12 protein-coding genes and 1 pseudogene are annotated in these 12,444 nt (G+C 70.6%); 8 read left to right on the forward strand and 5 right to left on the reverse strand.

Translation table 11 applies throughout. The features are described from left to right. Positions 1-94: 94 nt before the first annotated feature. Together ABZT17_RS43585 and ABZT17_RS43590 are read right to left on the reverse strand one after the other, a co-directional pair. Positions 95-367, reverse strand: a pseudogene (locus tag ABZT17_RS43585) (ABC transporter permease); the annotation flags it as partial. A gap of 37 nt (positions 368-404) precedes the next feature. Further along, positions 405-884, reverse strand: coding sequence for an Lrp/AsnC family transcriptional regulator (locus ABZT17_RS43590; protein ID WP_356357732.1), 480 nt, complete (start codon positions 882-884; stop codon positions 405-407). Positions 885-1,011: 127 nt separating this feature from the next. Between ABZT17_RS43590 and hppD the strand changes: the two genes are divergently transcribed. From hppD to nthA, 4 genes are read left to right on the forward strand one after another with little or no spacing between them, the layout of a single operon-like run. Then, positions 1,012-2,157, forward strand: coding sequence for a 4-hydroxyphenylpyruvate dioxygenase (hppD, locus tag ABZT17_RS43595; RefSeq protein WP_356357733.1), 1,146 nt, complete (start codon positions 1,012-1,014; stop codon positions 2,155-2,157). A gap of 38 nt (positions 2,158-2,195) precedes the next feature. After that, positions 2,196-2,504 (forward strand): hypothetical protein, encoded by a 309-nt coding sequence (locus ABZT17_RS43600; RefSeq protein ID WP_356357734.1) that lies wholly within the window; start codon positions 2,196-2,198, stop codon positions 2,502-2,504. After that, positions 2,497-2,787 carry an SH3-like domain-containing protein gene (locus ABZT17_RS43605; protein ID WP_356357735.1) on the forward strand — a complete coding sequence of 97 codons (291 nt, stop codon included), beginning with the start codon at positions 2,497-2,499 and terminating at the stop codon, positions 2,785-2,787. The genes ABZT17_RS43600 and ABZT17_RS43605 overlap by 8 nt, the downstream gene beginning before the upstream one ends. Continuing rightward, positions 2,777-3,358: a nitrile hydratase subunit alpha gene (gene nthA, locus ABZT17_RS43610; RefSeq protein ID WP_356357736.1), complete on the forward strand. Its 582-nt coding sequence runs from the start codon at positions 2,777-2,779 to the stop codon at positions 3,356-3,358. Before ABZT17_RS43605 ends, nthA begins: the two co-directional genes overlap by 11 nt. A gap of 55 nt (positions 3,359-3,413) precedes the next feature. Here nthA and ABZT17_RS43615 read toward each other — a convergent pair whose 3' ends face one another. Continuing rightward, positions 3,414-4,871, reverse strand: coding sequence for a tetratricopeptide repeat protein (locus ABZT17_RS43615; protein ID WP_356357737.1), 1,458 nt, complete (start codon positions 4,869-4,871; stop codon positions 3,414-3,416). Positions 4,872-4,962: 91 nt separating this feature from the next. Here ABZT17_RS43615 and ABZT17_RS43620 point away from each other — a divergent pair, with 91 nt between their 5' ends. Then, positions 4,963-6,369, forward strand: coding sequence for an FAD-linked oxidase C-terminal domain-containing protein (locus ABZT17_RS43620; protein ID WP_356357743.1), 1,407 nt, complete (start codon positions 4,963-4,965; stop codon positions 6,367-6,369). Between the two features lie 17 nt (positions 6,370-6,386). Here ABZT17_RS43620 and ABZT17_RS43625 read toward each other — a convergent pair whose 3' ends face one another. Next, positions 6,387-6,800, reverse strand: a complete 414-nt coding sequence (locus tag ABZT17_RS43625; RefSeq protein WP_356357738.1) for an SsgA family sporulation/cell division regulator — start codon at positions 6,798-6,800, stop codon at positions 6,387-6,389. Between the two features lie 243 nt (positions 6,801-7,043). Here ABZT17_RS43625 and ABZT17_RS43630 point away from each other — a divergent pair, with 243 nt between their 5' ends. Together ABZT17_RS43630 and ABZT17_RS43635 are read left to right on the forward strand one after the other, a co-directional pair. Continuing rightward, complete coding sequence (locus tag ABZT17_RS43630) at positions 7,044-8,702, forward strand: RDD family protein (protein ID WP_356357739.1); 1,659 nt, start codon at positions 7,044-7,046, stop codon at positions 8,700-8,702. A gap of 98 nt (positions 8,703-8,800) precedes the next feature. Next, positions 8,801-9,436, forward strand: a complete 636-nt coding sequence (locus ABZT17_RS43635; protein ID WP_356357740.1) for an RDD family protein — start codon at positions 8,801-8,803, stop codon at positions 9,434-9,436. 18 nt (positions 9,437-9,454) lie between these two features. On the opposite strand, the gene ABZT17_RS43640 is transcribed toward ABZT17_RS43635, so the two are convergent. Next, positions 9,455-9,739 (reverse strand): hypothetical protein, encoded by a 285-nt coding sequence (locus tag ABZT17_RS43640; RefSeq protein WP_356357741.1) that lies wholly within the window; start codon positions 9,737-9,739, stop codon positions 9,455-9,457. Between the two features lie 297 nt (positions 9,740-10,036). Here ABZT17_RS43640 and ABZT17_RS43645 point away from each other — a divergent pair, with 297 nt between their 5' ends. After that, positions 10,037-12,379, forward strand: a complete 2,343-nt coding sequence (locus tag ABZT17_RS43645) for an immune inhibitor A domain-containing protein (RefSeq protein ID WP_356357742.1) — start codon at positions 10,037-10,039, stop codon at positions 12,377-12,379. The last annotated feature ends 65 nt before the right edge of the window (positions 12,380-12,444 follow it).

Below are 12,444 nucleotides of genomic sequence, written 5' to 3' on the forward strand. Positions count from 1 at the left end.
TCTCTGGGCTCGACACCACAGGGATCTACCAGGGGTCCCGTCCTCTCGTTCATCGACTTGACAAAGCGCCGGACGTCATAAAGCAACGGTGTTGCCCGCAGAGGGTCAGGGCGATCACCGTGGGCGGTACGCCGAGCCCCACGAACGGGACGAGCAGACCGATCACGGCGAGCGAGGGAATGGCCAGAAGGGTCGAGGTGGTCGTCGTGGCCAGGTTCCCGGCCCACTCGCTCCGACAGGTCGCCACCCCGATCAGCACGCCCAGCACGGTCGCGACGACCAGGCACCGGAGCACGGTGCTCGCGTGCTGGCAGGCGTCCGTGAGCAGTTGCTGACGGCGGCTGCCCAGGTACTCCCAGAAGTTCATGTGCTCACCCCGGGGCGTCGGCCGGATCGGGCGTCGGTCAGGTCCTCTCCTCGTCCGCCGCCGCCTGCTCCACCAGCGGGATGATCCGCAGCGGAACGGGGTTCTCCATTACGATCGCGGTGGCGGCCCGGACAATGCCATCAAAACCGACGACCAGGTCGATGACCCGCTGGAGATCGGCGTTGGAGCGGGCCACCAGCCGGCACAGCATGTCGCCGCTGCCGGTGGTCGTGTGCAGCTCCAGCACCTCCGGCACGGTCGCCAAGTGCGCCCGTACGTCCGCCCCTTGGCCCTGCCGGATCTGCAGCGTGGCGAACGCCGTCACCGGGTAGCCGAGCGCCGCCGGGTCCACCTGCGGACCGAAGCCCCGGATGACGCCATTCGACTGAAGGCGGTCCAGCCGCGCCTGCGCCGTCCCACGCGCCACCCCCAGCCGCCGGGACATCTCCAGCACCCCGATCCTCGGCTCCCGTGCCAGCAGCACGAGGATCCGTCCGTCCAGATGGTCGATCGCCACAGCAGCCTCCCGAGCCGATGGTCATCCTGTACAGGAATGCCGTAGAAACGCATACTCCACTGAACGGATTGTCCAGCGAATACGCGGACTGTTGCGCACCTTGCCAGCCTGGGATCAGGCTGCGGCTATGACGCAGACCACAGACCACACTCCCGACACCGCCCGGCAGGCCGACCCCTTCCCGGTCAAGGGAATGGACGCGGTCGTCTTCGCCGTGGGCAACGCCAAGCAGGCGGCGCACTACTACTCCACCGCCTTCGGCATGCGGCTGGTCGCCTACGCCGGGCCGGAGAACGGCAGCCGCGAGACCGCGAGCTATGTGCTCGAAAACGGTTCCGCCCGGTTCGTCCTCACCTCGGTCATCAAGCCCGCCACCACCTGGGGCCACTTCCTCGCCCAGCATGTGGCCGAGCACGGCGACGGTGTCGTCGACCTCGCCATCGAGGTCCCGGACGCCCGCCGCGCGTACGCCTACGCGATCGAGCACGGCGCCCGCTCGGTGGCCGAGCCGTACGAGCTCAAGGACGAGCACGGCACCGTCGTACTCGCCGCGATCGCCACATACGGCGAGACCCGCCACACGCTCGTCGACCGCAGCGGCTACGAGGGCCCCTACCTGCCCGGCTTCACGGCGGCGTCGCCCATCGTCGAGCCGCCCGCCCACCGCACCTTCCAGGCCGTCGACCACTGCGTGGGCAACGTCGAGCTCGGCCGGATGGACGAGTGGGTCGGTTTCTACAACAAGGTCATGGGCTTCACGAACATGAAGGAGTTCGTGGGCGACGACATCGCGACCGAGTACAGCGCGCTGATGTCCAAGGTGGTCGCCGACGGCACGCTCAAGGTCAAGTTCCCGATCAACGAGCCCGCCCTCGCCAAGAAGAAGTCCCAGATCGACGAGTACCTGGAGTTCTACGGCGGCGCGGGCGTCCAGCACATCGCGCTCAACACGAACGACATCGTGCAGACCGTACGGACCATGCGCGCGGCCGGCGTCGAGTTCCTCAACACCCCGGACTCCTACTACGACACCCTCGGCGAGTGGGTCGGCGACACCCGCGTCCCGATCGACACGCTCAGGGAACTGAAGATCCTCGCCGACCGCGACGAGGACGGCTATCTGCTGCAGATCTTCACCAAGCCGGTCCAGGACCGTCCGACCGTCTTCTTCGAACTGATCGAGCGGCACGGCTCGATGGGCTTCGGCAAGGGCAACTTCAAGGCACTCTTCGAGGCGATCGAGCGGGAGCAGGCCAAGCGCGGAAACCTGTGAGCATGCCGTGGCCGCCCCGGTCGCCGTAGGCTGAGCGCATGGCGAGGATCAACGACGTGGGCGGCACCCAGGGGTTCGGTCCGATCGACACCACCGACGACGCCGAACCCTTCCACGCGGACTGGGAGGCACGGGTCGTGGGGCTGTTCAACGCCCTGCGCGGACAAGGGATCTTCAACACCAACGAGTTCCGGGACGCGATCGAGTCGATGCCGCCGAGGCAGTACCTGTCGACGTCGTACTACGAGCGCTGGTTCCTCGCCATCTGCGTGCTGCTGGAGCGCAAGGGCGTGCTGACGCCGGGTGAGCTGGAGGGGCTCGGTGGTCCCGGTGGTCTCGATGGCTGAGGACCGCTTCCCGCCCGGCACCCGCGTCCGCACCTTCCCCCACGACCCGCCGCACCACACCCGTCTGCCGCGGTACGCCCGCGGCAAACGGGGCGTCGTGGTCGAGCCGGAGGGCCCGGCCGAACTGGCCGACCTCAGCGCGCAGGGACGCGCGGACGCCCCCGTCGAGCAGATCTACGCCGTCCGGTTCGCGGCCCGCGACCTGTGGGGCGAGGGCGACCACCACGTCGTACTGGATCTGTGGGAAAGCTATCTGGAAGAGGACCCTGCCGATGAGCGGTGACCACTCCGACGCGGCGGTGGCCCGTCGCGTACGGCATCTGGAGACCCTGCTGGAGGAGAAGGGCGTCCTCTCCGGCGCCCAGCTCGACGAGATCATCGACGCCTCCCTGTCCGGGGCGTCGCCGGCGAACGGGGCGCGGGTCGTCGCCCGGGCCTGGCTGGACGCCGGGTTCAGGGCCCGGCTGCTGGCGGACGGCACGTCGGCGGTCCGTGAACTCGGCTTCATGGAAGGCTCGTACCAGCGTCTGAGGGTCGTCGAGAACACCGACTCGGTGCACAACGTCATCGTCTGCACCCTCTGCTCCTGCTACCCGCTCCGCCTCCTCGGCCCGTCCCCCAGCTGGTACAAGTCGGAGGCCTACCGCTCCCGCGTGGTCCGCGAACCCCGTGCCGTACTCGCCGAGTTCGGGCTCGACCTGCCCGCCGGCACGGAGATCACCGTCTGGGACTCCAGCGCCGAGACCCGCTACATGGTCCTGCCGCGCAGGCCCGAGGGGACCGAGGAGCTGGGGGAGGAGCGCCTGGCGGCCCTGGTCACCCGCAACGCGCTGATCGGGACGGCGGCGGTATGACGAAGGCCTTCCGGACCGGCGCCGTCCAGACCGGATGCCTCCGGACCGGCGCCTTCTAGTCCGGCGCCTTCTGGTCATCCCCCTTCGCGTCCGGCGCGTTCTCGTCCCCCGCCTCCTCGTCCGGCACCGCCACGTCCGGCGGCTCGCCCAGGGCCGCCAGCGCCGCCCGGGCCTCGCGCACCCCCAGCGGCGAGAAGTACGGATTGATCCGCAACGCCTCCTGAAGGTGCCGCCGCGCCGGCCCGTCCTGCCGCAACTCCCGCTCGATCATGCCCAGGTGATACATGTACGGCGCGCTGCGCACCGCACCCCCGTGCACCCGATCCGTCGCCACCGAGGCGAACCGCAGCGCCTCCTTGTCGTCCCCGGCCCGGTGCAGCGCCCACCCCAGCGCGTCGGCCACCTCGACACCGGGCTGCCGCTGCCACTCGGCCCGCAACCGCCGTACGGCCGCCGCCGGATACCCGTGGTCCGCCTCGTAGATCCCCAGCACCAGCTCGTCGTCCACGCCCCCGGCCATGTCCTGTCCGACCCGGGTCCGCAGCACGTCGTACTCCGCCCGCGCCGCGTCCCGCATCCCCAGCGACTCGTACAACTCGCCCAGCTCCAGGGCGTACTGCGGACACGGCTGCCGGGCGAGGGCCATCTGGTACGCGGTCAGCGCCTCCGTCGTGCGGCCCATCGCGGCCAGCGTCCGCCCCTGCCCGGCCTGCGCGGCCCGCTGGTCGGGGTCGAGCCGTACGGCCTCCTGGAAGCGCCGTAGCGCGTCCTCCAGCTCGCCCCGCTCCCAGGCCAGCTGACCGGCCCGCTCCAGCCACGCGGCCTGCTCGGCGGGGGTCGAGGCGCCGGCCGCGGCGTCGTAGATCGCGGCCGCCGCGTCCTCCCGCCGGCCCCGGTCGCGGTAGACGGCCGCGGCCCGCGCCCGCACCGCCGGCCCGCCGTGCAGCTCCAGCAGCCGGTCCAGCGTCCGCGTGGTCGCCTTGTAGTCACCGAGGCCGGTGTACGCGTCGATGAGCAGCGGATACGTCGTCCACCGCCCCGGCTCCGCCTTCAACGCGGCCTCGCCCCAGGTCCGGGCGGCCCGGAAGTCCCGCCGGGCGTTCGCCAGCGCCGCCATCCCGTCGAGCGCCGCCGCGTTCCGGTCCTTCCGCACGCTCAGGGAGGTCCGCAGCGCGCGCTCGGCGAGCGGATAGTTCGCCGCGTCGGCGGTCCGCCGCCCCTGCTCCACATACGCCGCCCCGAGCACCGCCCATGACACCGCGTCCTTGGGACGGGCCCGCACCCGTGCCTCCCGCTCCCCGATGAGCGCCCCCAGATCGGGCAACCCGGCCGGCACCCCCGCGACGACGGCCGTCAACGCCTGGCTCCCCGACGCCGGAGCGACGCGCACGGGCACCGCCCGCTCCCAGGGCCACCACGCGAGGGCTCCGCCGAGCACGACGGACCCCGCCAGAGCACAGATCAGCAGCCGTCGGCCGACACGCGGACGCCGTTCCTCCTCATGCGTCTCCATGCCGCTCACCATGAGCCAATACGACGACCACACCCGGCATACGCCCGCCGCCGTGGACGGGGTTCACACCGATGGCCCCGGGTGCGAACCTGTGATCATGAGCCGTATCGAAGCCCCTCGCGACGAAGCCACCGGGAACCTCGTCGACCGGCTCCTGGCCGGTCTGCCCGCCGAGGCCGTCCTGACCGATCCGGACGTCACCCTCTCCTACGCCAACGACATGGCCGGCTTCTGCCCGGCCGGCACCCCGGCCGTCGTGGTGCTGCCCCGGACCGTCGAGCAGGTCCAGCACGTGATGCGTATCGCCACCGAACTGCGCGTCCCGGTCGTGCCGCAGGGCGCCCGCACCGGCCTCTCCGGCGGAGCCAACGCCTCCGAGGGCTGCATCGTCCTGAGTCTGACGAAGATGGACCGGATCCTGGAGATCAGTCCCGTCGACAGGATCGCGGTCGTCGAGCCCGGCGTCATCAACGCGACCCTCTCCCGCGCCGTCAACGAGCACGGCCTCTACTACCCGCCGGACCCCTCCAGCTGGGAGATGTGCACGATCGGCGGCAACATCGGCACCGCCTCCGGCGGCCTGTGCTGCGTGAAGTACGGGGTGACGGCGGAGTACGTACTCGGGCTCGACGTCGTCCTCGCCGACGGCCGTCTGATGTCCACCGGCCGCCGTACCGCCAAGGGCGTGGCCGGTTACGACCTTACCCGTCTGTTCGTCGGCTCCGAGGGCTCCCTCGGGATCGTCGTACGGGCGATCCTGGCGCTGCGCCCCCAGCCGCCCCAGCAGCTGGTGCTGGCCGCCGAGTTCGCGTCCGCGGCCGCCGCCTGTGACGCGGTGTGCCGGATCATGGCGGGCGGCCACGTCCCGTCGCTGCTCGAACTCATGGACCGTACGACGGTCAGGGCGGTCAACGACCTCGCGCACATGGGGCTGCCGGAGACCACCGAGGCCCTGCTCCTCGCCGCCTTCGACACCCCGGACCCCGCCGCCGACCTCGCCGCCGTCGGCGCGCTGTGCGAGGCCGCCGGCGCGACCCAGGTCGTCCCCGCCGACGACTTCGCCGAGTCCGAACTGCTCCTCCAGGCGCGGCGGCTCTCGCTGACCGCGCTGGAGGCGGTGAAGGGCACGACGATGATCGACGACGTGTGCGTGCCCCGGTCCAAGCTCGGCGAGATGCTGGAGGGCATCGAGCGGATCGCCGAGAAGTTCCAGCTGACCATCGGCGTCTGCGCGCACGCCGGTGACGGCAACACGCACCCCACCGTCTGCTTCGACGCCGCCGACCCCGACGAGTCCCGGCGCGCCCGTGAGTCCTTCGACGAGATCATGGCCCTGGGGCTGGAGCTCGGCGGCACGATCACCGGCGAGCACGGCGTGGGCGTACTGAAGAAGGAGTGGCTGGCGCGCGAGATCGGGCCGGTCGGCCTCGAGATGCAGCGGCAGATCAAGCGGGTCTTCGATCCGCTGGACCTCCTCAACCCCGGCAAGCTCTTCTGACCTTTCCGCGGGTGGGCTCACTGGGCGAGCAGCTGGTCGAGCGCGTCGTCGATCCCGAGCTGCTCGCCCTCGGTCCCCGGGGGCACCACCCGCAGCGTCCGCTCCAGCCAGGCGGAGACCTGGACGGAGGGTGCTTCCAGGAGCGCGTCCCCGTCGGGAGAGCTGAGCGCCATCAGGACGACACTGCGCCCGTCCGTCTTGGTCGGCCACACCCGCACATCACCGTGCCCGCACGGCCGGAACACCCCCTCCACCAGCAGTTCTCGGGCGAACGTCCAGTTCACGGGGTGCTCGGAGTTGATGTGGAAGCTGATGTGGACGGCGTACGGGTCGTCGGTGCGGTAGCTCAGCCTGGCCGGCACCGGGATGCCGCGCTCCGGCGACAGGATCAGCTTGAGCTCCAACTCGCGTTCCACGACGGTGTAGTGCATGACGTGCGCTTCCTCTCTCGGGCAGCTGTACGGGGTCCGGTGGGCGGGCCCGTACCTGGGAGAGAGGCGTGGGGGCGCAACCATTACGCGGGTTCCGAGAGATTTTTTTCCGAACCCGTGAAGGGCGTGCGCAAGGTTGCTCAGAAAGGGGTGGGTCCAGCGGGACCGGCGGTGCCGCTTGCGCCGGTCTGATAGATGTGGAGGCCCCCATATTCACCCGCGAGCAGATACGGGACGACGGACATGAGCGCCCCAACCCCGGCCCCCGGCGACGACCGGCCCCGCGAAGGGTATTACCCGGATCCATCCATTCCTGGATATGTCCGGTACTGGAACGGTGCCGCCTGGGTACCGGGCACCAGCCGCCCGGCCCCGTCGGACGGCGAGCCGCTCGCGTCGCCGTCCGGCTCCACGCCGGCCACGCCCTCCGTGGAGGAGACGGGCCCGCACTTCTTCGACGAGGACCCCGAGCCGCAGCGCTCCGAACCGGCGTCCGCGTGGGGGGCCGACCGTTCCCATCAGTCCGGCTTCGGCGGCGACCAGGACCGCCGTGTCTCCTGGGGTGCCGACCCCAGGATCCCGTCCGACACCACCAGCACGGACGGCACCGCGACGATCCCGCCGGCGGCCCGGGACACCTCCGACACGGACGCACCGGGCACGTTCGTGTTCCGCCGCGTCACGGAGGGACAAGGGGGAGCGGCGCACGGAGCGGGCACCGCGGGCGGCTTCGGCGGTTCGGCGCCTCAGGGGGCCTCGGGCGGGGGTGCCGGTCACTCCGACGCCCCCGGCATCCCTGGGCCGGGCCCCGCCGCCGACGAGGGCACCATGACTTTCCGTGCGGTCTCCCAGCGCACGGGGCGCCAGGGTGGGGCGCAGGGCGGGGGCACGGGGGCGCCCGCGAGCGGCGGCGCGCAGACGTCTTCCCCCGCCGGTGCCTCCGGTGGCCCGGCGTTCAGCCCCAAGGGCTCGGCCCCCGCGCCCGACGCCCCCGGCTTCGGCGCGGGCAAGGCCGCGGCAGAGCGCGCCGCGAACGCGCAGAACGCCGGGGCTCAGGCCGCCGGTGCGCAGGGCGTCGGCGCCCAAGGTGGCCAGGGTGTCGGCGCCCCGGCCGCTGGCGCGCACGCCCAGGGTGTCGCCCCCGCCGCGCTCTCCGGTCCGCAGCAGGCTTCCCGCCCGCAGTCCTCCCCGCAGCGGAACGTCCCGCAGTCCTCCCCGACGGTGCCGCCCCAGGCCGGCGCCCCCCAGCCCGTACCCGTGGGTCAGGCCTCCGCCCCCATGGCGGGCGGTGCCGGTGGCGGGCAGTCCTCGTGGGCGCAGCAGGTGCACCGGCTCGCGGGGGCCGACGACGATCAGCCGGTCGCCCCCTGGAAGCCGCCGGTCGAGGACATCTTCCAGGCGGCCGCGAGGCGCCAGGCCGCCGCCCGTCCGGCCGGGCTCGGCAAGCGCCTCGCCGCCCGGCTGCTGGACACCCTCGTCGTCGGCGCCATCACCGCCGTGGCCGCCGTACCGCTCGGCACCAAGGCGGTCGACCACATCAACGGCAAGATCGACGAGGCCAAGCTCAGCGGCCGCACCGTCACGGTCTGGCTGCTCGACGGCACGACCTCGGTCTACTTCGGCATCGTCCTGGCCGTCCTGCTGATCGCCGGTGTCCTCTACGAGGCCCTGCCCACCGCCAAGTGGGGCCGCACCCTCGGCAAGAAGCTGCTCGGCCTGGAGGTCCGGGACATCGAGGGCCATGAGCCGCCCACCTTCGGCGGTGCCGTGCGCCGCTGGCTCGTCTACAGCGTGCCCGGGTTGCTCGGCATCGGTCTGGTCGGTGTCCTGTGGTGTCTGTTCGACCGCCCGTGGCACCAGTGCTGGCACGACAAGGCGGCGCGGACGTTCGTAGCGGGATGACCGTCTACGGCGCGTACGGCGTCGGCACCATCTGATTCGGTACTCCGGACGGCCGTCCGCCGGATGCGGAGCCGGGGGGTTCGCGGTCCACTCGGGCCATGAGCAGCGAACCGCCCCCCGGCGACGGACGGCCGCCGGAAGACGATCCGTTCAGGAAGCAGTCGCCCCACGGCGGCCAGCAGCCCCCGTCCGGCGAGCAGCCGCCCCCACCGGGTGGGCAGCCGCCCCCCTACGGCGGCACGCCTCCCTATGGCGGCACCCCCTACCCCAACGACCCCCTCGCCGGTATGCCCCCGCTCGCCGACAGCGGCAAGCGCACCCTGGCCAGGATTCTCGACATGATCCTCGTCGGCATCGTCGTATGGCTGATCACCTGGCCGCTGAACGCGCACGAGTACACCGTGAACAGCGACAAGATCGAGGCCGGCAAGTCCTTCCTGCAGTCCCTGATCGCGGCCCTGCTCTACATCGGCTACGACACCTTCATGACCAGCAGATCGGGTCAGACGCTCGGCAAGAGGCTGCTGAACATGCGCGTGGCCAACCTCGACAACGGCGCCACGCCCTCGGTGCAGACGTCGCTGGCCCGAGCCGCGGTGCTCTGGATCCCGTTCGCGTTCTGCTGCTTCTGCGTCTGGACCGCGATCTCGGGCGGCTGGAGCTACTTCGACCGGCCCTACAAGCAGGGCCTGCACGACAAGGCGGCGAAGACGGTGGTGGTCAGCACCAACTGAGCCGCCGCCGCGCGCACCTCACGCGGCAGTCGAGGAGCCCGTCGCCGCCACCGGCACGGGCTCTTCCGCCGTCTGCTCCTGCGGCTGCCGGGTCTGCTCGTGCGCGGGCTTCCGCACCGCGACGACCCGCGCCCGGGGCAGCGGAACCGTCATGGCGACGAGGAGGCCGAGGGCGAGCGCCGAGACGGAGATGATCGCGATCCCCACGCCGGAACTCGTCTGTGACAGCAGCAGCATGGCGAGCGTGGAGAAGATCACGGTGCAGGAACCGTAGGTCAGCTGTGCGGCAGTCGGACGAGGCATGGCAATCGTGTCCTCGGAAGTGGGGGTCCACGGGGGTGTCGGCCTGGCTTTCCGCCGAATTCGGGCGTTCCGCCTGTCGACTCTAATCGCGTGCATGCCCGAGTGGAACGAACAGTAAGCGTGACCTAACCAACACGGCCGGTGCACGGGGGGCGCACGGAGTCATGGCGTCCAGCACGTGGACGGCGCAACGCGCCCTAGCCTAATTGTTATGTACAAGTCAAGATCTGTTTTTTCTTACCAACCTCTAGTCAAATTGCGTCACTTGACTTACCACCGTGACCACGAGGAACTCAAGTGACCCTTAGACATTGGACGTTCAGAGCCGGTGCGGTCGGTGTCGCGCTCGCGGCGGCGACCGCCACGTTCTCGACGTTCGCCGTGGCGCAGGCCGCCGACAGCGCCCAGTCCGCCACCGTGGACCGCCATGACCCCGCGGCGGCCTCCGGCAATCAGGAGCACGACCTCGACGGTCCGCTCTCCAAGACGCAGGCGGCCCAGCGCCAGGAGGCGTTGAGCCAGGTCATAGCCGGCACGTCCCAGGTCCACGACCGGGACGGGTCTCAGGTCGTCCAGCTCAAGAGCAGGAAGGGCGACAGCAAGTACGTCGAGCTCGGCCGGGAGAAGACCGACAGGATCTTCACCATCCTGGTCGAGTTCGGGGACCGGATCGACCCCCGGTACAACGGCACGGCCGGCCCGCTGCACAACCAGATAGCCGAGCCCGACCGCGCCAAGGACAACTCCACGGCCTGGCAGGCGGATTACAACCAGGCCCACTTCCAGGACCTCTACTTCGGCACCGGCAAGAACACCGAGTCGCTGAAGAAGTACTACGAGAAGCAGTCCTCGGGCCGCTACTCGGTCGACGGCGAGGTCACCGACTGGGTCAAGGTCCCCTACAACGAGGCCCGTTACGGCTCCAACAAGGCCTCCACCGGCGCCTGGTACGCGGTCCAGGACGGCGTCAACGCCTGGGTCGCCCAGCGCGAGGCGGCCGGCGACACCGCAGCGGAGATCAAGGCGGAACTGGCCGAGTTCGACCAGTGGGACCGCTACGACTACGACGGCGACGGCGACTTCAACGAGCCCGACGGCTACATCGACCACTTCCAGATCGTGCACGCCGGCGAGGACGAGTCCGCGGGCGGCGGCGCCCAGGGCACCGACGCGATCTGGGCGCACCGCTGGTACGCCTTCGGCACCGACGCCGGCGCCACCGGCCCGGACGCCAACAAGCTCGGCGGCACCCAGATCGGCGACACCGGCATCTGGGTCGGCGACTACACCATCCAGCCGGAGAACGGCGGCCTGGGCGTCTACGCCCACGAGTACGGCCACGACCTCGGCCTGCCGGACGAGTACGACACCAACGGCGGCGAGAACTCCACCGGTTTCTGGACCCTGATGTCCTCCGGTTCCTGGCTCGGCACCGGCAAGCAGGCCATCGGCGATCTGCCGGGCGACCTGAACGCCTGGGACAAGCTCCAGCTGGGCTGGCTCGACTACGACACGGCGAAGGCCGCGACCAGGTCGAAGCACAAGCTGGGCGTCGCCGAGTACAACACCAAGGACAAGCAGGCCCTGGTGGTCACCCTGCCCGACAAGGCGGTCACCACCGAGGTGGTCACCCCGGCGCAGGGCTCGGCCCAGTGGTGGAGCGGCAGCGGCGACGACCTCAAGAACACGCTCACCCGTGAAGTCGACCTCACCGGAAAGAAGTCGGCCGCCCTCACGCTCGACGGCTGGTACGACATCGAGGCGAACTACGACTACCTCTACACCGAGGTGTCGACCGACGGCGGCGCCAACTGGACCGTCCTGGACGGCACGGTGGACGGCCAGGCCGTCCCGCGCGACGGCAGCGGCAAGCCCGCGCTGACCGGCACGGTGGACGCCTACAAGAAGCTGTCGTACCCGCTGGACGCCTACGCCGGACAGAAGATCCAGCTCCGCTTCCGCTACCAGACCGACGGCGGTGTGGCCCTCAAGGGCTTCGCGGCCGACGAGATCACGGTCACCGCCGACGGCACGGCGCTGTTCTCCGACAACGCGGAGGCGGCGGACGCCGCTTGGACCGCGAGGGGCTTCTCCCGCATCGGCGCGTCCTTCACCAAGGACTACAAGCAGTACTACATCGCCGAGAACCGCCAGTACGTGTCGTACGACAGGACCCTCAAGGTCGGCCCGTACAACTTCGGCTTCTCGACGACCCGTCCGGACTGGGTGGAGCACTACCCGTACCAGAACGGCCTGTTGATCTGGAAGTGGGACCTCTCCGAGGCGGACGACAACACCAGCGTCCACCCCGGCACCGGTCTGATCCTCCCGGTCGACTCGCACCCGACCCCGCTCAAGTGGTCCGACGGCACGCTGATGCGCAACCGTGTCCAGGCCTACGACTCGCCGTTCGGCTTCTTCCCGACGGACGGCATCACCCTCCACAAGGCGGACGTCGCGACGAAGATCGGATGGGCGCCGGGGGTGCCGGTCTTCAACGACCGCACCAGCACCTACTACGACGCGTCGAACCCGGCGGCGGGCGTCAAGATCACTGACACCAACACCAAGATCAGGATCGTCCAGGAGGCCCTCGACGGCTCGACGATCAGGCTCGAGGTGGGCCCCGCGGCGAAGTAGTCGGTATTTACGCAGGTCAGCAGCGCAGCGCGCCTTCGGCGCGCGCCGGGGGCGTGGTAAATCCC

The organism is Streptomyces sp. NPDC005648, from assembly GCF_040605395.1.
Taxonomy (GTDB): domain Bacteria; phylum Actinomycetota; class Actinomycetes; order Streptomycetales; family Streptomycetaceae; genus Streptomyces.